Annotated in this window: 17 protein-coding genes and 2 pseudogenes; 15 read left to right on the top strand and 4 right to left on the bottom strand. The window is 70.3% G+C overall.

Translation table 11 applies throughout. The features are described 5' to 3' along the window. The first annotated feature begins 86 nt into the window (after nt 1-86). The 10 genes from WMF45_RS28280 to WMF45_RS28235 all read left to right on the top strand — a co-directional run bounded on the left by WMF45_RS28280 (nt 87) and on the right by WMF45_RS28235 (nt 11,161). Entirely contained in the window at nt 87-1,892 is a 1,806-nt protein-coding gene (locus tag WMF45_RS28280; protein ID WP_437707705.1) for a DUF2169 domain-containing protein, read from the top strand. Nucleotides 1,893-2,095: 203 nt separating this feature from the next. Beyond that, on the top strand, nt 2,096-4,282 hold the full coding sequence (locus tag WMF45_RS28275; RefSeq protein WP_437707703.1) for a type VI secretion system Vgr family protein: 2,187 nt from the start codon (nt 2,096-2,098) through the stop codon (nt 4,280-4,282). 216 nt (nt 4,283-4,498) lie between these two features. Further along, nucleotides 4,499-4,981, top strand: coding sequence for a DUF6484 domain-containing protein (locus tag WMF45_RS28270; protein ID WP_437719592.1), 483 nt, complete (start codon nt 4,499-4,501; stop codon nt 4,979-4,981). After that, a complete protein-coding gene (locus WMF45_RS28265; protein WP_437707701.1) occupies nt 4,978-6,207 on the top strand; it encodes a TIGR02270 family protein in 1,230 nt (409 codons plus the stop codon). Before WMF45_RS28270 ends, WMF45_RS28265 begins: the two co-directional genes overlap by 4 nt. 113 nt (nt 6,208-6,320) lie before the next feature. After that, nucleotides 6,321-7,490, top strand: coding sequence for a DUF2169 family type VI secretion system accessory protein (locus tag WMF45_RS28260; RefSeq protein WP_437707699.1), 1,170 nt, complete (start codon nt 6,321-6,323; stop codon nt 7,488-7,490). A gap of 8 nt (nt 7,491-7,498) precedes the next feature. Further along, a complete protein-coding gene (locus WMF45_RS28255) occupies nt 7,499-7,966 on the top strand; it encodes a DUF4150 domain-containing protein (RefSeq protein ID WP_437707697.1) in 468 nt (155 codons plus the stop codon). Then, nucleotides 7,956-9,044 (top strand): hypothetical protein, encoded by a 1,089-nt coding sequence (locus tag WMF45_RS28250; protein ID WP_437707695.1) that lies wholly within the window; start codon nt 7,956-7,958, stop codon nt 9,042-9,044. Before WMF45_RS28255 ends, WMF45_RS28250 begins: the two co-directional genes overlap by 11 nt. Nucleotides 9,045-9,046: 2 nt before the next feature. Further along, entirely contained in the window at nt 9,047-9,757 is a 711-nt protein-coding gene (locus WMF45_RS28245) for a hypothetical protein (protein ID WP_437707693.1), read from the top strand. A 12-nt stretch (nt 9,758-9,769) separates the two neighbouring features. After that, complete coding sequence (locus WMF45_RS28240; RefSeq protein ID WP_437707691.1) at nt 9,770-10,351, top strand: imm11 family protein; 582 nt, start codon at nt 9,770-9,772, stop codon at nt 10,349-10,351. A 21-nt stretch (nt 10,352-10,372) separates the two neighbouring features. Beyond that, nucleotides 10,373-11,161 carry an Imm49 family immunity protein gene (locus WMF45_RS28235; RefSeq protein ID WP_437707689.1) on the top strand — a complete coding sequence of 263 codons (789 nt, stop codon included), beginning with the start codon at nt 10,373-10,375 and terminating at the stop codon, nt 11,159-11,161. 241 nt (nt 11,162-11,402) lie between these two features. Here WMF45_RS28235 and WMF45_RS28230 read toward each other — a convergent pair. Both WMF45_RS28230 and WMF45_RS28225 read right to left on the bottom strand, forming a co-directional pair. Continuing rightward, nucleotides 11,403-12,395 (bottom strand): annotated as a pseudogene (locus WMF45_RS28230) (transposase); the annotation flags it as partial. 48 nt (nt 12,396-12,443) lie between these two features. Then, entirely contained in the window at nt 12,444-13,316 is an 873-nt protein-coding gene (locus tag WMF45_RS28225; protein WP_437707687.1) for an SDR family oxidoreductase, read from the bottom strand. Between the two features lie 56 nt (nt 13,317-13,372). On the opposite strand from WMF45_RS28225, the gene WMF45_RS28220 reads away from it, so the two are divergent. The 4 genes and pseudogenes from WMF45_RS28220 to WMF45_RS28205 all read left to right on the top strand — a co-directional run bounded on the left by WMF45_RS28220 (nt 13,373) and on the right by WMF45_RS28205 (nt 16,978). Next, nucleotides 13,373-13,948, top strand: a complete 576-nt coding sequence (locus WMF45_RS28220; protein ID WP_437707685.1) for a TetR/AcrR family transcriptional regulator — start codon at nt 13,373-13,375, stop codon at nt 13,946-13,948. Between the two features lie 87 nt (nt 13,949-14,035). Next, nucleotides 14,036-14,284 carry a hypothetical protein gene (locus WMF45_RS28215; RefSeq protein ID WP_437707683.1) on the top strand — a complete coding sequence of 83 codons (249 nt, stop codon included), beginning with the start codon at nt 14,036-14,038 and terminating at the stop codon, nt 14,282-14,284. Nucleotides 14,285-14,451: 167 nt separating this feature from the next. Beyond that, nucleotides 14,452-15,485: pseudogene (locus WMF45_RS28210) on the top strand (synaptic vesicle VAT-1 family membrane protein). A gap of 542 nt (nt 15,486-16,027) precedes the next feature. Then, nucleotides 16,028-16,978: a hypothetical protein gene (locus WMF45_RS28205; RefSeq protein ID WP_437707681.1), complete on the top strand. Its 951-nt coding sequence runs from the start codon at nt 16,028-16,030 to the stop codon at nt 16,976-16,978. A 550-nt stretch (nt 16,979-17,528) separates the two neighbouring features. Here the strand turns inward: WMF45_RS28205 and WMF45_RS28200 are convergent. Beyond that, nucleotides 17,529-18,263 carry a sigma-70 family RNA polymerase sigma factor gene (locus tag WMF45_RS28200; RefSeq protein ID WP_437707679.1) on the bottom strand — a complete coding sequence of 245 codons (735 nt, stop codon included), beginning with the start codon at nt 18,261-18,263 and terminating at the stop codon, nt 17,529-17,531. Then, nucleotides 18,260-18,568 carry a hypothetical protein gene (locus tag WMF45_RS28195; RefSeq protein ID WP_437707677.1) on the bottom strand — a complete coding sequence of 103 codons (309 nt, stop codon included), beginning with the start codon at nt 18,566-18,568 and terminating at the stop codon, nt 18,260-18,262. The genes WMF45_RS28200 and WMF45_RS28195 overlap by 4 nt, the downstream gene beginning before the upstream one ends. A gap of 170 nt (nt 18,569-18,738) precedes the next feature. Here WMF45_RS28195 and WMF45_RS28190 point away from each other — a divergent pair, with 170 nt between their 5' ends. After that, nucleotides 18,739-20,298, top strand: a complete 1,560-nt coding sequence (locus tag WMF45_RS28190) for a serine/threonine-protein kinase (protein WP_437707675.1) — start codon at nt 18,739-18,741, stop codon at nt 20,296-20,298. Nucleotides 20,299-20,375 lie beyond the last annotated feature (77 nt).

Raw genomic sequence — 20,375 nt, 5'->3', positions numbered from 1 at the left:
CGACAGGGCTCTTCTGGAGCCTCGAACGACCGCAGCCGAACCCGCTAGATGCCGGTATGGCGGTCAGGCATGATGTCCCGGCTTCGATGATCCCACCGACGCGGCACGTTGCGATCACCCCCCTCGGCCCTTCCGCCGCCGCGACGGTCATCTGGCGCCTTCGCGGCCAGATCCATGTCACGGTCGTCGTGAAGGCCACGTTCGCGCTCGTCCCCGAGGGGCGCATGTCGCCCGTCGCCCCGGACCCGATCGCGGCGGAGGAGCAGTCGGATCCTTCTGGCCAGCGACTCCAGATCGCGAGCGATCTCGCGCCGTACCTCGATCCGTGCGGCGTCGTGGCGATCGGCCATGCAGAGCTGCCGCCGGGCTTCTCGTCGCCGCACGCCATGGTCCGGCTCACGGTCGTGCAGGACGGTCAGGTCCGCATCGACAAGCAAGCTCATCTCGACGGCTCCGCGCGCGTCGGGCCAGCCCGCTCCCACGTCCGTATCGACGGCCTGGGGCCGCTTCCCCGCACCTCGCCGCTGCGCAGCCGGCTGCTCGGCGCGGTCGACGCGCGTCGCGTTCACGGCTCGCTGCTCGACATCCCCGAGGGGCTCGACTGGAGCTACTTCCAGGCGGCGCCCATGGATCAGCGCATCCCGGCGCTGCGCGGCGACGAGTGGATCGTGCTCGGAGGCATGATCGCGCAGCGTCCGAAGCTCCGGACGCAGCTGCCCCAGGCGCGCGGCGTCGCGCGGCTGTACCGCCAGAAGCTTGCCTCGCCGCGCGCCGGGGAGCCGATCTCGCTCCGCGCCGACACGGTGCACGTCGACGTGGATCGGCGGCGCTGCTCCGTGGTGTGGCGAGGCCATACGCCCGTCGAGGAGGCGGAGATCGAGTCGCTGCGCGTGCTCGCGGGCGTGGAGCTCCCGGCGCAGCCGATCGCCTGGGCCGATCCGTTCGCCGCCGGCAGCGCGCCCGCTGCGCGCGCCGCGCCCTCTGGATCGGCCTCGCAGCAAAACGCCAAGGTCAGCACGCTCGACGGCACCAACCAGCTCAGCCCCGAGGACGCCGCCAGGGTGGTCGCGGCGGCGGCGACGCCGTTCAGCGCAACGCGAGGGCCTTCGACGCCTGCGCGCCCCGCGACGCCGGCGACCTCGGAGCCGGCCGTCGCCCCGCGGGCTGCAGCCGCCGCGCCGGCGCGGGCTGGCGGCGTCCGCGATCTGCTCGGGGAGACGGACGCGCTCGATCCCGAGGACGCCGCCAGGCTGGTGGCCGCCGGGGCGATGCCGTTCAGCACGACGCGAGGGCCATCGGAGGCTGCGCGCTCGGCGACGCCGGCGACGTCGCAGCCGGCCGTCGCCGCGCGGGCTGCAGCCGCCGAGCCGGCGCGGGCTGGCGGCGTCCGCGATCTGCTCGGGGAGACGGACGCGCTCGATCCCGAGGACGCCGCCAGGCTGGTGGCCGCCGGGGCGATGCCGTTCAGCACGACGCGAGGGCCATCGGAGGCTGCGCGCTCGGCGACGCCGGCGACGTCGCAGCCGGCCGTCGCCCCGCGCGTTGCCGCGGCCCCTCCCGCGCGGCCCGGCGGCGTCCGCGATCTGCTCGGGGAGACGACCTCGCTCGATCCCGAGGACGCGGCCAGGGCGGTTGCTTCCGTGGCGACGCCGTTCGACGCGCGCCGAGCTCCGGTCGCCGCGCCTGCCGCGCCTCCGCGCCAGGCAGCGTCATCCAGCGCGCCTCCAGCGCCCCCTTCGCTTCTCTCGCCAGCGCCTCTCGTCACCGCGCAGGTCCATGCGGCGCCGCCCATCGTGCATCCGCAGAGCCTCGGCGATGCGGGCGCTTTGCCGGAGGCGCTCGGCGCTCAGTTCCTTGCCGCGATGGCCGAGGCAGGGCTGCCTCACGGCTAGCACCCCGGGGGGACTGCCGAGGCCGCGCCGCTCCGGCGCGCGCCCGTCGGCCGCGCCGACGCCACGTTCGGCTGTCCCGACGCGCCTCACTGGCATCGAGCTCAACCGTCCATTGCGGTCGAGCGGTCGCAGCATGTAGGATGACTCCGGTTGAATGCTGCCCGCGGTCTGTCCGCGCACGCGCTCTGAACAGGGGAGAGTCCATGCACTCGTTTCAGGTCGACGGACTGGAGCAGGAGCTCCGTGTGACGCGGTTCGAGGGGCGCGAGGGCATCTCCGAGCTCTTCCACTTCGATGTGCTCGTCGCTTGCGCCGACAGGGACATCGCGTTCGCTGACGTCGTGGGCAAGACGGCGCTGCTCACCTGGCAGGTCGGCGAGCTGCCGCGGCACGTTCACGGTGTCGTCGCGAGCTTCGAGCAAGGTGAGGAGGGCAAGCGGGTCACGGCCTATCACGCCACGATCGTGCCCGATGTCTCCCGCCTCAAGCACCGCAGGAACAGCCGAATCTTCCAGGCGCTCTCCACCCCGGAGATCATCGAGAAGGTCCTGCGCGCGGCCGGGATCGCGAGCAAGGGCTATCGCTTCGTGCTGAGCGGCGCCTATCGCCCGCGGGAGTACTGCGTGCAGTACCGGGAGAGCGACTTCGCCTTCGTGTCGCGCCTGATCGAGGAGGAGGGCATCTGTTATTACTTCGAGCACGACGAGGGTGGCCACGTGCTCGTGTTCTCTGACGGTGCGTCGGGGCACGGGTCGATCGCGGGGGAGAGCACCGTCGTGTTCCGGCCGCCGCTCGGCGCGCTCCACCAGAGCGAGCACGTCTCCCGCTTCCGTTATGCAGAGCGGGTGCGCTCCGGGAAGGTGACGCTGCGCGACTACAACTTCAAGAAGCCCGGCCTGTCGCTCGAGAGCAACGCCCAGGCCGAGGCGGACGACGATCTCGAGGTCTACGACTATCCTGGGGACTACGACGCGCCCGGCGCGGGATCGAGCATCGCCAAGATCCGGCTCGAGCAGATCCAGACCTCACGCAAGACCGGCAGCGGCGAGAGCGTCTGCCCGCGCTTCGTTCCTGGCCAGACCTTCACGCTCGCGGAGCACGCGCGCGACGATTTCAACCGGGAGTATCTGCTGGTGTCCGTGCGCCATGAGGGCCACGAGCCCACGGTGGACGCTGTCCCCGAGGGCGACGCCGCGGCCTACCGGAACGAGTTCCAGGTCGTGCCGTCCGATGTCCCCTTCCGTCCGCAGTCGGTGACGCCTTGGCCGACGATCAAGGGGATCCAGACGGCGATCGTGGTCGGCCCTGCTGGCGAGGAGGTCTATACGGACGAGCATGGCCGCATCAAGGTCCAGTTCCACTGGGATCGGGAGGGCAAGAAGGACGCGCAGAGCTCGTGCTGGATCCGCGTGAGCCAGATCTGGGCGGGCTCTGCGTGGGGCGCGGTGTTCCTGCCGCGGATCGGCCACGAGGTGGTCGTCGACTTCCTGGAGGGCGATCCGGACCGGCCGCTCGTGGTGGGGAGCGTCTACCATGGGACCAACGTGCCGCCGTACGCGCTCCCTGCGGAGAAGACGAAGAGCACCATCAAGTCGAACACCTCGAAGGGCGGCGGGGGGTCCAACGAGCTCCGGTTCGAGGACAAGAAGGGCTCGGAGGAGATCTTCCTGCACGGTCAGAAGGACTGGAACATCGCGATCGAGCACGACAAGAAGCAGTGGATCGGGAATGACGAGGCGCTCGAGGTGGACCACGACCGGAGCAAGGTGGTGGGGAACGACCAGAGCGAGCAGATCGGCGGCAACAAGAGCATCGACGTCGCGAAGAACCACACCGAGAGCATCGGCGAGGACGAGAGCCTCTCGGTCGGCGGGAATCGGTCGGTCAGCGTGGACGGGAATCACACCGAGTCGGTCGAGGGGAGCCAGTCGGTCAGCGTGGAGGGGGATCACACCGAGTCGGTCGGGGGAAGCCAGTCGATCGACGTGGGCAAGGCCCAGAGCGTGTCGATCAGCAAGAACAAGAGCGAAACGGTGGGCGGATCGAGCTCGGAGAGCGTCTCCAAGGGCAAGTCGACCCGCGTGGACGAGGAGTACTCGTTGACCGTGGGCAAGGACATGACGGTGACGATCAAGAAGAGCGCGAAGGAGGAGGTGCAGGAGAAGAAGACGATGATCATCGGGGAGAAGCTCTCGATCCAATGCGGGGACGCCACGATCACGATCGAGAAGAACGGGAACGTGATGGTGCAGGGGAAGAAGATCACGGTGAAGGGCGAGGGGCCGGTCCGTGTCGAGGGGAAGAAGCTCGACGTGAAGAGCGAGGGGGCGGTGAACGTCGAGGCTTCGGGGAACGTCAAGATCAAGGGGAGCAACGTTGGGGTGAACTGAGGCGGAGCGGGGGATCGCGGGCGCTTCGGGATGAGGGGGGAGCAGAGGAGCAGGGCGATGAGGGACGACGGGCGGGCTCCGGCGGCGGAGTCGAGCGGCGAGGTGATCCTGATCGAGGACGGGGAAGGGGAGGCGGCGGCCGCCGGCGGGGAGGTGGCGGGCGAGGGCGGGGGAGAAGCGGGAGCGCTCGAGGGCGCGGAGGGGCTCCTCGAGCTGGTGGTCGCAGCGCACGAGGAGCGCGTTCGAGCGGCAGCCGAGGAGGCCGGGCCGATCGAGGGCGTCGTGGTGGGGCGGATCGTGGGGTTCGGGCAGAACGGCGATCCGCTCGTCGAGGCGGCTGTCCTGGGAGAGGGAGCGCGTGGGGGGATCCCGGCGCGGGCGATGACGGCGCTCGGACCGGAGGACGAGGGGCGGGAGGTCGCGCTCCTGTTCGAAGGCGGGCGGCGCGACAGGCCGGTGGTGATGGGGCGGATGCACGTGGCCGGGGAGAGCGCGAGCGCGGCGGTGCGCGACGGAGCGACGGCGACCTCGGACGGCGAGCGGCTGGTGTTCACCGCGGAGAAGGAGATCGTGCTCCAGTGCGGGAAGGCCAGCATCACGCTGACGCGCGCTGGGAAGATCTTGATTCGGGGCGCTTATCTGCTGACCCGGTCCTCCGGCGTGAACCGGATCCAGGGTGGATCGGTGCAGATCAATTGATCTCGACGATCGAGGCCGAGACCTTCGAGCAGCACGCCTTCGAGGCGGCGTTCCTGTGGTCGTACCGGGACGCCGCGGCGGTGGACCCGCTCTACGATGTGCAGCGCCTCGGTGAGCTGGACGTGCGGTTGGAGGCGCATGTCGACGGCCTGCGGCTCGCTGGCGATGCAGGGTGGGAGATTTGCAAGAACGCCATCGACGAGGAGGAGCCGGGAAGCCTGTTTGCGCCGATGGTGCTGGCGGTGGAGCGGACGGATCTGAGAGGCATCGCCGGGGTGCTCGACGTGGGCGGGGGCGTGCCGGCGCTGGCGCGGGCGATTGTGTCGGCGCTGGGGTGGGCGTCGTTCTCGAAGGTTCGGGCGATACTCCCGGGGCTGCTCTCGCACCGGGTCGGGCCGGAGCTGCGCCGCATCGGGATCGCGGCGTGCGCGGTCCACCGGCAGGATCCGGGGGGGGCCTTGGGCTACGCGGTGATGTCGCGCGATGCGCGCTTGAAGGCGCGGGCGCTGCGCGCCGTGGGCGAGCTCGGGCGGGGCGATCTGCTGAATGAGGTGCGGGCAGAGCTAGGCAGCGAGGATGAGGCGTGTCGGTTCGCGGCGGCGTGGTCGGCGGCGCTGCTCGGCGATGCGGCGGCGCTGAAGGCGCTCGGGGCCATCGCGGATCGTGGCGGGCCGTTCGCGGAGCGGGCTTGCGCGATGGCGATGCGGCGGATGGAGCCGGGGACGGCGTCCTCCAGCTGGCTGCGCGGGATCGCCGGGACGATGCGCGGGGCGCGCGTGGCGCTCGCGGGGGCGGCGGCGCTCGGGGATCCGGCGCTCATGCCGTGGATCATCGAGTGCATGGGGACGCCGGAGCTCGCGCGGGCGGCGGGCGGGGCGTTCACCCTGATCACCGGGGTGAGCCTCGAGGAGGCGAAGCTGCGGGGGGCACGGCCGCCGGGGTTTCAGGTCGGGCCGAACGATGATCCGGAGGACGACGACGTGGCCATGGATCCGGACGAGAGCCTGCCGTGGCCGGACAGGGAGAAGGTCGCGACGTGGTGGGGGAGTCGGGGGAAGGAGCTGAAGCGGGGGACGCGGCACCTGCTGGGGCGGCCAATGACGGTGGAGTGGATTGGGGAGGTGCTGCAGAGGGGGAGCCAGCCGGCGCGGGTGGCGGCGGCGGTGGAGCTTTCGTTGCGGCGGGCGCGGCGGGAGGTGGTCGAGGTGAGGGCGCCCGCGCGGTGAAAGGGTGCCTCTTCGGAGCGGGGCCGAGCGCAGGCGCACGTCGATCACGACACGCGATCAGCGCAACCAGGAACGCAACCGAGAAGAACAAGCTCATTGCAATGTTCGCGTGAATGTCCGGCTCGGGACGCGCGGGCGTGGAGTCCGATTCCTTCGGCCGAGAGCACCCGAGCATCGGCTTGCTCCCGCGAACGATCCGCGCTCTCCTCGGTGAGGCGGCCATGGGGCACCCGAGCATCGACAACCGCACGCCGTTCGGGTTCGAGCCGGTGTACCTCACCGACGAAGAGGCGCGCCCGCTGCTCGTGACCGTGATTCGCGCGACCTACGACATCGTCGGTCGCCGCCTCGAGATCGCCGAGAAGCAGGCTCCGGTGTGCGTCGCCGGCGAGCTGTGGGGCGGCGACGCGGCGACCTCGAGCTGGAAGCTCGAGCCCGAGATGGCGTTCGTCAAGCTCGCGACCGACGTGGTGCTCATCGGGCACGCGTACGCGTCGCGCGCGGGGATCACCGAGATGGATGTCGGCTTCCAGGTCGGCCCCGTCTCGCGCTCCGCGAGGGTCTTCGGCGATCGCGTGTGGACGCCGAGGGGCGGCGACGCGGTGATGACCCGCCCGCAGCCCTTCGAGAAGATCCCGCTCACGTGGGAGCGCGCCTTCGGCGGCTGGGATCCCACCGCGGGCACGCCCGAGCGCCCCGCGTACGAGCCGAGAAACCCCGTGGGCACGGGCTTCCGCTCGCGCAACGGCTCGTTCCAGGAGGGCGTTCGCCTCCCCAACATCGAAGATCCCGCGCACCCCATCCGCAGCTGGGGACAGGCGGTGACGCCCGTCGGATTCGGCTTCACCTCCGCCAACTGGCACCCTCGCGTCCTGCTCGGCGGCACTTACGACGAAGCGTGGATGAAGGAGCGGATGCCGCTCCTGCCTCGCGACTTCGATCGCCGCTTCTTCAACGCCGCGGCGCCGGGCCTCGTCGCGCCCGGCTTCCTGCGCGGGGACGAGCAGGTGGCGGTGGTGGGCGCGTCGCCGTTCGGGAGCTTGTCGCTCCGCCTCCCGGGCGCGCCGCGGCCTGTGTGCCGCGTGGTGATCGCGCGGCGCGAGGACGCGATCGTGGAGACCCGGCTCGACACCGTGGTGGTGAACACCGACGACGAACGCGTGTACCTGACGTGGCGCGGGCACGTCCCGCTGCGGAACGGGCCGCACGACGTGAAGGCGATAGCGATCGAGGCGCCTGGGCTAGAATGGCAGCCGCCGAGAGCGGCCGCGACGGCGAGATGAGGTGAGCGATGCCGGTAACGGTGGGAGTCAACGGCATGTCGGTGGTCCACGCGAGCTCGAGCGGGATCACCCAGGCGTTCCCGGACGTGTGCAAGACGCCGACGCCGGGCGGGCCGGTGCCGATCCCTTACCCGAACATCGCGATGTCGAGCGACACCGCGAGCGGGACGCAGAAGGTGAAGTGCGACGGCAACCCCGTTTGCATCGCCAAGTCCAACTTCAGCATGAGCAGCGGGGACGAGGCGGGGAGCGCGGGCGGCGGCGTCGCATCGAACAAGATCAAGGGCAAGGCGGAGTTCGTCAATTACTCGTTCGACGTGAAGTTCGAGGGCAAGGGGGTGGCGCGCGCGATGGACATGATGCTCCACAACGACAAGAACACGCCGCCGTTTCCGGTGATGCAGGGGCCGGTCATCGTGATCGAGACGGGCGAGGGGGCCAAGCGCCTCTGCGCCGTCTGCGACCATGAGTACTGATCGCTCCGCCGGCGCCGCGCCCTGGCCCGGACCGCTGGCGATTTCCGCGCTCGGCGCCGCCACCTGCTTCGGCGGCATGACCACCGCCGCGGCGGCCGCGCGCGCGGGTCTATCGCGCGCACGCGACCTACCGGACCTGACCTACGTCGATGACGACTCGAAGGAGACCATGCCGGCCGCGGGGGCGCCCATCGTCGGCGTCACCGACGGCTTCGAGGGCGCGGGGCGGCTCGGCCGCATGAGCGCGCTCGCCGTCGAGGAGCTGGCCTCCGCCGCCGACTGGATCAATCCACGACGAATGCAGTGCTTCCTGGCCCTGCCGGCCATGACCGAGGGCGAGGCGCGCATCGTGGGCAAGAGCCTTGCCCGCGCGCTGGGAGCGCCCGCGGATCTCGTGCGCGTCCATGCCCTCGGGCACCACGGCACGGGCCGCGCGCTTCGCGAGGCCGCTGAGGCGCTGTGGGCTGGCCGCTGCGAACACGCCGTCGTGGGCGCCTGCGACAGCTGGGTCGACGCGGTCCGCCTCCAGCAGAGCGCCGACCTTGGCAGGCTCAAGACGCTCAACAATCCGGTCGGCTTCACCCCCGGCGAGGCCGCCGTCTTCCTCCTGCTGGAGCGCCCGGGCTCCCCTGGGGGCGGGCGCCGGGCGCCCGACGCGCTCCTCACCGACGTGCGCGAGGAGATCGAGGCGAACAACCACGCCGCCGACAAGCCCCTCACGGGCGGCGCGCTCGCGCGCCTGCTGCGCGCCACGCTCGGGCAGGGCGATCGCGGCACGCTCTACCTGGATCTCAACGGAGAGGAGTTCCGCGCCGCCGACTGGGGGATGGCCCTGATGCGGGCGCAGAGCGCGCGCCAAGTGGACGGCTGGGCGCAGGAGATGCCGGCGGCGAGCTTCGGGGACACCGGGGTCGCGTCGTCGATCCTGGCCGCCGGGCTGGCGACGCGCGCGTTCGCCCGCGGCTATGCGGTGGGCGATCGGGCGCTGGTGATCGCGAGCGGCGAGGGGCCGGAGCGCCTCGCCTTGGTCATCGAGAGGCCGCGGGCGGCCGCCGTGGCGACGGGAGCGAGGGGATAACCATGGCTGCGAGGGATCACTTTACGCGGACCCCGGAGAACAAAGCGTCGGAGCTCGAGAAGAACACCACCTACGCGAAGACGGCCCAGAACGCGAACAAGGGGTACAACAACACCGACAAATTCGCGGACGACAGGCCGAGATCCGAGGTGCACCACATCGTCTGCGAGATCTCGGTCACGCTGCGCTTCGAGGACTACAAGGACAACGGGCTGGACGACGCCACCGTGCAGTACATCGAGGACTGCCTGTGGATCACCAAGTGGGATATCAACAACGTCGACAACCTCGTCGGGATGCCCCGCAACCGGCGGTTCCGGGCCGACTGGGCGTCGACCACCGACGAGACCAAGTGGACGCCTCTCCAGTGGCCGTCGCATCAGGTCGATCACCTCACCACGGACGGCTACACGGACGAGGTGCAGGCGTGGCTCTACAAGAACGTCTGGAGCACCGTGCGTGACAAGCGGAAGAAGCACGAGACCAGCGCCGAGGCCATCCTGAAAGCGCTCAAGCAGGGGGAGACCCATTTCCACGGACAGCTCACGACACGCGGAACGCGGCCCCCGGGCAAGAAGGATGGCTGGAAGAACAGGCACGAGGAGTCGTACGCGAAGAAGTGGTACAAGCCCTTCTCGATGGGAAAGAAGCCCCGGCACCGCGAGCCGGGCGCCAAGCGCAAGTACGCGACGGGGCTGTTCAACCTGAGGTGAGGAGTAGCTTCGATGAGCACAGGATTCGTCGTTTGGGAGTCGGAGGCGGGTACCAAATTCTGCTCCTTGGGCGCGCTCCGCGGCGTCACGGACGAGTACGAGATCACGCGCGGCGTCTCCAGGGCGAACGGTTTCCCCAGCGACGCCTCGTTCCAGATGAACAAGCGCTTCCCCAAGCAAGTCGCGCTGGCAGACAGCGCCCACAACCGCGCGCGGATGGTCGTCGTCTCCGAGCCCCTAAAGGAGCTCATCGAGGGCCGATCGCCGCCCTCCGTCGAGCTCTTGCCCGTACGCATCATCAACCACAAAGGGCGTGACGCGGGTAAGCCGTACTGGGTCGTGAACCCGCTCGCGATCGTCGACTGTATCGATCAGACTGCGTCGCGCATCGAGTGGAACCCGATCGACCCCACCATGATTTCGTGCTGCAACGAGCTCGTCCTCGACGAGGCGAAGATCCCGCCAGAGCTCGTCCTTTTTCGGCCCAAGTACCTCGAGACCATCGTGCTGGTGCGACAGGACCTCGCCGACGCGATCGAGGAGGGGGACTTCACCGGGCTGAGCTTCACCGCGATCGACGAGTACGTGGAGTAGCGGCGGCCCGCTGGAGGTCCCTTGAGTCTGCGCGAGACCAAAGAGGAGATCATCGAGAACATCGAGGAGTCTCTCGACGTGCTCGCCGGCGGCGCCCCGGCGAGCAGGCTCGGGGTCACCTACGAGGACGCGGCGCGCGGCCTCGAGGCCCTCGCCTGCTGCAACCTGCTTCTCGACCTCGACGTCGAGCGCTTCCACCGGTTCCTGGTCTTCGCCGGCTACGCCAGACGCCGTTTCCTCCGGCGCAGCCACGCCGAGCAGAGCGCCGATCACCACGTGGCCCGCAGCCGTTGCGACTCGTTCTTCTGCGCGCTCGCGGCGGGCGATCCCGCGCTCGCGGTCGAGATCGGCGCGCTCTCTCCAGCCGCGTGGCTCCCGGACGGCGAGTACGAGGAGGACTTCGCCTACTTCCGCTTCCTCCACCTCCTGCTCGATGGCGCGGGGTCGGACGCGACCGCGCCGCTCGTCGGGCAGATGGAGGCCGCGCAGGGCGGGCCCTCTCCCAGGCTCGATGTGATCAAGGCCTTCCAGGCCGAGGACGCCGATGCCTTCGAGCTCGCCTTCGCGGCGCTCGTCGATGCCCGCAACGCCCGTGTCGACGCGGATAAGAAGCTCTTCACGGGCGAGGTCACCTACGGGCCGCGGGCCAGCGTCTTCGTCGAGGGCCTCGCGCTGCTGCGGCTCGCCGAGCTGCGCGGGCTGGGCCCGCGCCGGCGCGAGTACCCGCGCTGCCCGTACGTCGCGCGCGCCGTGTCGATCAGCCCGCAGCCGGAGGACCTCTTCGACGAACTCGAGCAGGGCGGACCGTGACGCTCACGCAGCTTCCTTTCCTGCAACCAAGGAAGGGGGCCGGGCTCAGGAGCTGACGGTGCGATCATGCGCCTCAGGCTAAACGTGGATTTCGCGCCCAGGGGGCACGAGCGAGCCGAAGGTGCCGTGCGACCGGCGCTCGGCCAAGAGAATGCGGCTTAAACTACAATTGGCTGCGCCCACAGCGTCACGAAGGCACACGTCCCCCTTACCCCCACGATCATTTCGGCTGGTTCCATGCTCAATTGAGCCAGCGGGCGAGCTGCGAGCACGCCAGCACGTGCAGGGTCGTGCCCCGACCCGACCGGGCCAACCTTCCCGGAACGAGGATCAGCGCGCGGCGCAACCACGGCGTTCGCCAGCTCGCCAGGTGCGGAACATGCTCCAGCACATAGCGGCGCATCAGGTTGGCCGTCAGCAGCTTCAGCAGCAGCGCGGCATGATTGGCGTTGAAGCACTGGCTCGGCACGCGACCGCATCCCCACCCGTGCTTGAGCTCGCCAATGAGCGGCTCGATGCCTGCGCGCAGATCATACCGCGCCGCGACGTCCTCCGGCGCTTCGACCGGCTCGTTGGTCAAGAAGACCTGCACCGTGTAGTCGAGCCCGTCCCAAAGGTAGATCTGCTTGCCATTCTCCCGGTCGCGTGTGCGTACGGCGATGACGCGGACCCCATCGAGCCAATCGCGGCGCCGGAAGGGGACCTCGGTCACCTGGCGTCGAGGACGACCATCGGCATCTCGGTCGACGGTCCGCCATCCGGTGGCGTACGCGACCCTGCCCACCAGATCGGGGCTCATCCGCGCCTTGGTCAGGAAGAAGCATCCCTTCGCAGCAACGGCGTGCATCAAGGCGCTGCAATCCCCAGCTCCATCGATCCGTACGTAGATGGCCGCGCTCGGAGCTGCGGCGCGTACCCGGTCGACGCACTCCTCGACGAAGGGAAGCCCGTGGTCGACGACCATGCTGTGCAGCGCCTCGAGCGCATCATCATCGAAGCGGCACAGGTCCCGGTAGACGGTGTCGATGCTCGGGACGACCCCGCCGGCGAGGCGTACGAAGAGCGGATCGACGGCGAGCGCCTCGATGCCGAAGACCCGCTCCTCGCCGGCGAGGGCGCCGTCCATCAGCAGGCGCATCTGCGCGGCCATCGGGTAGATGACCGAGCGACCCGACTTCAGCCGGAAGAAGCTGCGGCTCAAGGCCGCGTCGACGCCGAGCCCCCGGATGAAGGACGCTCCAGAGTCGAAGCTCATTAACAAGGAGAGGACTTTCGCCTGCTCTTACGCGGGAAGGTAGTTTTTGATATCGCGCGCAACGAGACCATCGAGCATCCGGTCAGAGATCCATCGTGCGAGGCGAACGAAGATCGCCGCGTCTCGGCCAACGGTGTAGCGCGTGCGCGGTCGCTTGCTGGTCAGCGCGTTCACGATGACCTTCGCCGCATCTTCAGCGGACATTCCCTTCCGCGTGAAGGTCTCCGCCTGCGAGATGATGGCCTGCATGAGCGCCGCATAGCGACCGCGCTGCTCATCGCTCATCTTGCTGGTGATGCGTTCGGCGGTGACGATGCCGCGACCGGTCATCTCGGTCTTCACTCCTCCCGGCTCGATGACGATGACCTTCACGCCGAGCGGTGCGAGCTCTCGGCGGAGAGCATCGCTCACTCCTTCGAGCGCGAACTTCGAGCCTGCGTAGGCACCGTAGGTTGGAAGCGCAACTTTGCCCCCAACCGAGCTGATGTTGACGACCGTGCCTCGATGCCGGATGAGCAGGGGCAAGAGAGCCTGGGTCACCGCGACCTGCCCGAAGAAGTTGACGTCGAACTGCCGCCGCCATTCGGAAAGCGGCAGCACCTCCACCGGCGCGTTGATGGCGATCCCCGCATTGTTGATCAGGGCGCGCAGCACGCGACGCTCTGGATCCTCGGAGAGGCGCTTCGCGAGCGCCCCGATCTCCGGCTCGCTCGTGACGTCGAGGAGGACCGGCTCGATGTTCGGGGCGCGGATCGCCGCCGCGTCCACATCTCGGCGAACGCCCGCCAGGACATGAAAACCGCGCTTGGCGAGCTCGCGGGCCGTGGCGGCACCGATGCCGGTCGAAGCGCCAGTCACGACGACGATCTCGCGGACGGGAAGGCTCGTTTGAGTTGACATTGTCAACACCTTAGCCAAAAAGTTGACGTCGTCAACTGGAAAGGTATCAGGGAGGTATGACAGTCCGGGCAGACACGACGGCGGCAACGCGCGAGGCGCTGCTGGAAGCGGCTGGGGCACTGCTGGACGAAGGCGGGCCGGAAGCCGTCACGCTCCGCGAGGTCGGCGCCCGCTCCGGGGTTTCGCGCACCGCCCCCTATCGTCACTTCGCGAACAAGGAGAGCTTGCTGACCGAGCTTGCGACCATCGCTTGGGAAAGGCTCGGCGACAGGATGCAAGCCCTTGCAAAAACGGATGGCTCGCCTCAGAAGCGCTTGCGCGTAGCGTTGACGGACTTGATCACGATCAGCCGTACGCGTCCCCACCTCTACCGCCTGATGTTCACGATGCCGTCATCGGATCCGACCGCCTTGGCTCGCGCCGCGACGCGCACCCATCACCTCTTCATCGAGTTCGTGTCCGCACTCGTCGGAGGTCGACGAGCCAACAAGATTGCGGCGCTGCTCTTGACCAACGCACACGGCATCGCTGGCCTCGAGCAGAGCGGACACCTCACCGTCGACAAGTGGCACACCGACGGTGACGCCGTCCTGGAGCTGCTCATCGGGCTCCTTCCTTCCCAGAGCAAGTGACCGCGCGCCACGCCAGGGACGTCCGGGGCGTGACGCCTTGAAAGTCGACCTGTCGCGCGTGGTGTTCGAAGATGTCCAGCGACCGGCTTGCCGGAGGGTTATCTCGACCTGCGTTGTCCGTTCTCGAAACACCTCACGGTGCCGGCCTACGGTGCATTCGTCGCCTGTTGCCCGAAGGACAGGCTGTTTGCGTGCGCCAACAGCACTCCCTGGCAGTGCTTTGCGACCGCGAATCAAGCGGCAGCATCGTGCGGCATCGAAGGCTGCATCAGCTGCAGCGCGCACGATAACGCAGCCGGCGGCGAAAGCGGCGCGGGCGGTGACGGCGGGCTTTGAAGCCCGGAGCCGAGACGCACCCTGCGAGCGTCGGTGCTGTGAAGCGCTCGTACTAATCTAAAAGAGAAGGAGTAGGTGAGACACGTCCGGCGGGCTCCTGCCGATGAACCGGTACGAGCCCCGCTGGCGGATGCTTCTCCAGCGTCGATCCTTTACACAAGGTGCCCATGCGCAAGATCGTCGTCCACGATCCCGGCAGTCACGACAAGCTCCTGGTCGAGGAGCACCCCGATCCGGTCCCCGCGCGCGGCGAGGTGCTCGTCGACGTGCGCGCGGCGGGCGTCAACTACGCCGACTGCGTCGTCCGCATGGGCCTTTACGAGTCGGCGAAGAAGTACGTCGGCTGGCCGATCACGCCCGGCTTCGAGTTCTCCGGCACCGTCGCCGCGCTCGGCGAGGGCGTCTCCGATGATCTCGCGCCGGGGGCGCCCGTCTTCGGCGTGACGCGCTTCGGCGGCTACGCCTCGCGCGTCGCGGTCCCGCGCCACCAGGTCTTCCCGCTGCCGGCGCGGCTTACTCCAGAACAGGCGGCCGGCTTCCCGGCGGTGTTCATGACGGCCTACTACGCTCTCTTCGAGCTCGTGCGGTTGCGGCCGGGCATGTCCTTGCTTGTGCACTCGGCCGCGGCGGGGTGGGCAGCGCCCTGGTGCAGCTCGGCAAGATCGCCGGCTGTCGGGTGGTCGGCGTGGTGGGCGCGGCGCACAAGGTCGAGACGGCGAGGCACCTCGGCGCGGACGCGGTGATCGACAAGAGCAGCGAGCCGCTCTGGGCGGCGGCGGAGCGGCTCGCGCCCGAGGGCTACGACGTGGTGCTCGACGCGAACGGGGTCGAGACGCTGCGGCAGAGCTACCGGCACGTGGCCTCGGCCGGCAAGCTCGTGGTGTACGGCTTCCATACGATGCTTCCGCGGCAGGGCGGCCGCCCGAGCTACCCGAAGCTCGCGGTCGACTTCCTCCGGATGCCGCGCTTCAACCCGCTCGATCTCTGCAACGACAACAAGAGCGTGCTGGCCTTCAACCTCTCGTATCTCTTCCACAGGACGGAGATCCTGCGCGAGGCCATGGAGAGGCTCATCGGCTGGGTGGAGGAGGGTCGCCTCTCGGCGCCGCCTGTGAAGACGTTCCCGCTGGAGAGAGCGGGCGAGGCGCACCGGGCGCTGGAGTCAGGCAGCACCGTGGGCAAGCTGGTGCTCACGCTCTAGCGGCGGCTGCTCGCCGCGTCGCGCGGGTTGCCGCTGGCGGCCGCCTCCACGTAGCCTCCCCGAGGCTGTCGAGAGGCTCCCGGGAGAGATGAAACTCTGGGCGGAGGCTGTCGAGAGGCTCCCGGGAGAGATGAACCTCTGGGCGGAGGCTGTCGAGAGCCGCCGGGAGAGATGAACCTCTGGGCGGAGGCTGTCGAGAGCCGCCGGGAGAGATGAAACTCTGGGCGGAGGCTGTCGAGAGCCCTGTGGGCCTCTTTTTCTGGTGTTGGTGAAACTTCGCGCAAGCAGGGCTCGTGCGCGCCGGAGCCACAAAGAAATCGACCGACCCAGGTCGATTCTCGTGACCCGATCGGGGTCGCGCTCCCGATTGATCTCCTCGACGGGACGGAAGGACGCCGGGCGACGGATCCCCTTCGCGCGACGCGCTCGGTCCCGGTGGCCCTGGTCCATCGTTCGCTCGCGCTGCCTGCGCGGCGCGGCGACGGCTCGGGTCGAACGCAACCAACAGCCTCCCTTTTCGAGGAGATTTCAGGAGGAGAGACATGCCTGCTGTGACGAAGTCGAAGAAGCGCTCCGCGACCGCTGCCGCCTCTCTGGAGCCGTCGTACGCTCCGCCCATCTACGATCCCGCCGCTGGCAAGAAGGCGCTCGAGGCGCTCGCCCCGGAGCTCGACCGCCTCGCCGAGGCCGAGCTCATCACCGTGAGGATGGATGTCGAGGCGGCCACGTACGCGGCCCTCGGCGTCGTCGGGTTCGTGTCCTCGCCCGACGTGCGCGCGCGCTTCGCGCGGCTGCCCCGGGAGGAGTTCGATGTCATGCACGTCGACGAGCTGGAGCTCGCGTGTTTCGCCGCGCTGCACGCGCTCGCGGAGGCCCGGGCCGCCGGCGCGCTCGAGACGGAGGCGCGGCTGCCGGTCGCGCTGGTCACCGAGGCGCTGGAGGTCGAGGGGCGCATGCAGGCGCTCTGCGAGTACCAGCTCGCGGACGACCCCGCGATCAAGCCGGAGCTCGACCGGCTGCGGCCGGGCACCGGGCACCGCGACCTCGCGAACGATCTGCTCGGCTACGCGCGGATCTACGAGCTGCGCGCGGACGTCGTGAAGGCGGACCCGAAGCACTACCGGGCTGACGACGCGGCGCGCGCGCGCGAGCTGGCCGGGGCGATGATCCAGAAGCTCTCGGCGGCGATGACGCCGAGGGCCCGGCAGGCCTTCGACCGGTACGTACGGGTCTGGACGCTGCTCTGCCTGCGCTACGAGGAGGTGCGGGCGGCAGCGCTGTGGCTGTGGCGGAAGAACTCGCGCATGCAGGAGCGGTTCCCGTCGCTGTTCGCGGTGGGCAGGCCCAACTCGGGCCGGACGAGGAAGGAGTCGCCGAAGGGAGGCGAGGGGAACGGGCGCGGCGATGGCGGCGGCGGTGGTGGGAGCGGCAGCGGGGAGGAGCCGGGGGCGACTCCTGTCGTCCCGGAGCTCGTGACGGAGAGCCCTGGCTGAGCTGGCGCCGAGGTGCTGCGCTGCACGCACCCTGGCCTCCGGGCGGAGAGTGTGCTGGAGCGCAGCGCTCGCTCACCCAGCGGATAGGGTTCATCCCTCTGGCGGCTAGGCTTTTGCAACTTCAAGCGCAGCCACATCGGCGAGGTCTTGTGGCCTCCCTGCCGCGCCGCGGGCGGCCGTGGAGCGCGACGGCGTACCCGCCCACGATGAGGAAGCGCGCCTCAGCTGCGGATAACTCGTACAACGGATCGCGAAAGTCCGGGCTCAGCGGGGGGAGCATCGGGGTGGGCAAGGGCATGCATCTCCTGGCTCAGCGCCCACGCGGCAAGGACGCGCTCGGCCGGCGACATCTCCGCCCAGAAACGAGCGTCTGCGTCGGCTTCGCCTTCCGGGTCGTTCCGGAAGATCCGTGTCTGCCAGCTCGCCCGCGCGAGCCGCCGTGCCTGGGCGTCTTGCATGCGTCAAGCGTACCTCGCGCACGCGCGGCGTGCGAAGGCGGATGGCCGCTGGCCAGCTTGCGATTTCAGGGTGGCGATGGGAGCTCCTCGACTCATCCCGATGTCGCGCCAGCCAGCCCCACCCGATCCGGCGCGACGGCGCCTCCCTGCGCGCGCTCTCGGTCCGCTCGCAGCGCGCCGGCGAACCGCTTCTGGGCCTCCGCGCTGCGCCGCTTCGCGGTCCGATCCGAGCAGCCGAGCGCCGCGCCGATCGCCTGCCAGGTCCGCTCCTCGACGTGGCGGAGCACGAGGACGCGCCGCTCCTCGTCCGGGAGCCGCGACAGGGCGGCCTCCACCGCGCGGATGGCGTGGTCGTACGTGGCGCGGAGCCGCTCGCCCTCCTCGCCCTGCGCTGTGAGCGCGCGGCCGACGAGGCCGAGCACCGCGGCGGCCGCGACCTGGTCGGCCATCCCGTCGGCCTGCGCGGTCGTCTCGGCGTCGCCGTCGGCGAGCACGTCGCTCGTGTCCTGCGCCGCCTCGGCGGCGTCGTAGCCGTCCTCGCGGGCGGCGCGCCAGTGCTTCGACTCCTGCCGCAGCGCGTCCGACAGCGCGCCGTCGACGCGCCGCCACGCGTAGACCTGGAAGGGGACGCCGCGGGCGGGATCGTAGCCGAGCGCGGCCTCGTGCAGCGCCTGGACGGCGGCGGAGCGGAGATCGTCGGCCACGTAGTGCGCGCGCGTCCGCCGGAGGAAGTGGCCGCAGAGCTTCTCGACGAGCGGCACGGCCTCCGCGACGAGCGCCTGCTGGTCGGGGCGGAGGGGCCTCCGCGGCCGGTCGCCGTGGTTCATCGGGCGCCGCCTTGCCCTCGGCCTTTGGCAGCGCCCGCCTTCGCGGCGAGCCGCTGCGCGGCCTCGGCCAGCGCCGCGGGCTCGCGCCGATCGACCTCGCCGCTCGCGGCGGGGGGCGTGCGCGGGCGGAGCCGGTCGACGAGCGGCGCGGCGACGGGGTGCGTCGCGAGGAAGCGCGCGGTCAGCGCGCGCAGCGCCTCGAGATCCTCGGCGGGCAGGAGATCGGCGTACGGCGCGACGGCGTGGGCGACGCGGGCCTCGAGGGTCGGATCGCCGGCATCGGGGTCGGGGCGGGGGCTCGACATCGGGCTCCGGGGGCGCGCTGCCCGCTGGCGCTGCATGCGCTCGGCGCGCTTCGCGCAATGGACACCCGACGCTACCTTTCCCAGGGAGGGTCAACAAGGGCCGAGAAGCGAGGGGGCGGGGGCGCTCGTTCGCCATCGTCGGCTGCTGGGAGGTAGGGTGTCGCGAGGTAATGAGCGTCGATGAGCCGCTGAGCCCCGGGGCGCTGTTCCAGGGGCGCTTCCTGATCGATCGCCTCCTCGGACGCGGCGGGATGGGCGAGGTCTGGGCCGCCGTCGACACGGCGCTGGAGCGGCCGGTGGCGATCAAGATCATCCACCGCTCCCTCGCGGGGGAGGCGCGTTATGCCGAGCGTTTCCTCCGGGAGACGAAGCTCGCCGCGCGGGTCGCGCACCCGAACATCGTGCGGCTGTACGACGCCGGCAGGGCCGCGGACGGGCGGCTCTTCATGGTGATGGAGCGCGCCTCGGGCGTGCCGCTGCGGGAGATCATCGCGGGCGGCGTGCCGCTCGATCCGGTGCGCGCGCTCCACTACGCGATCCAGATCGCGGACGCGCTCTCGACGGCGCACGAAGCCGACCTCGTGCACCGCGACGTGAAGCCCGAGAACATCCTGGTGAGCGACGGCGTGCGTGCGCGGCTCGTCGACTTCGGTGTGGCGAAGGACGCGCGGGGCGTGGGCCTCGGGCTGACCGGGCAAGGGAGGGCGGTCGGGACGTCGCGCTACATGGCCCCGGAGCAGGTCGCCGGGGGCGCCGTGGACGCGCGCGCGGATCTGTATGCGCTCGGCGTGGTCCTGTACGAGACGCTGGCCGGGGCGCACCCGTACGCGGTGCTCGACGAGGCGTCGGGCATCGGGGAGACGGAGATCCAGGCGGCGCACGTGCACCTGGAAGCGACGCCCCTGCCGGAGGTGCTCCCGGGGTGTCCGGAGGCGCTCTGGAGCGCGGTGGCCAGGTGCCTCGCCAAGCGGCCTGAAGCGCGGTTTGCGCGGGCGGCGGAGCTCGCGGCGGCGCTGCGCGAGGTGGCGGGGACCGCGGTGACGGCCGAGAGGGCCGTGGACGACGCGGGCGCGCGGCAGCTCCTGAGCGAGGCGGCGGACGCGGCAAGGGAGCGGGCGATCCGCGAGCGCGCTGGGACGCCTCGGGAGGAGAGAATGCCGAGCCCGGTGCAGCTGGTGACGGCGCTGCCGGGACAGGGCGTGATGCCGGCGAGCGCGGCGCCGGGCGCGGATGCGCGGAGCAGGCTGGCGATGGCGCAGAGCTTCAGGGTAGAGCCGGCGTGGGGGCTGGGTGCGGCGAGCGCGGGGACGGGGACCCGGAGCGAGGATGCGGTAGCCGGGCAGCCACTGCGGGGGCCGGTGCTGCCGGCAGCAGGGGGTGAAGTGGCGAGGCTGGCGCCGGGGGAGGGCGCGAGCGTGATCGAAGCCGGCGCGGGAACCAGCCTGCTGGTGAGCACGGAGCGGTGGGAGGGCGCGGCTGCTCCGGCGACAGGAGCGGGGACGCGGGTCAGCACGGAGCGGTGGGAGGGGGCAGCGGCCATCACGGCGGCGGTGCCAGGAGCAGAGCGGCTGGTGAGGACCGAGCCATGGGATGCGGCGAGGGCTGGCGCGCGGTCGTCGGGAGCGCGTGCGGCATCTCCGCGGACCAGGTGGGGGCTCGTCGTGCTCGTCGTGCTCGGCGTGGTCATGGCGCTATTTGCTGCGGTAATGCTGGGTCTCGCCCCGGCGTGACGCACCGCTGTCGGCGGGCTGTGGTTCGAGAGTCCAGGCTCCACATCCGCGATTCCTGGCGTACTCTTCGCCCCGCT

The organism is Sorangium sp. So ce448, assembly GCF_051520915.1.
Taxonomy (GTDB): Bacteria; Myxococcota_A; Polyangia; order Polyangiales; family Polyangiaceae; genus Sorangium; species Sorangium cellulosum_B.
Note: the sequence above shows the minus strand (reverse complement) of the source record. Positions and strands in the feature narration are given on the sequence as shown.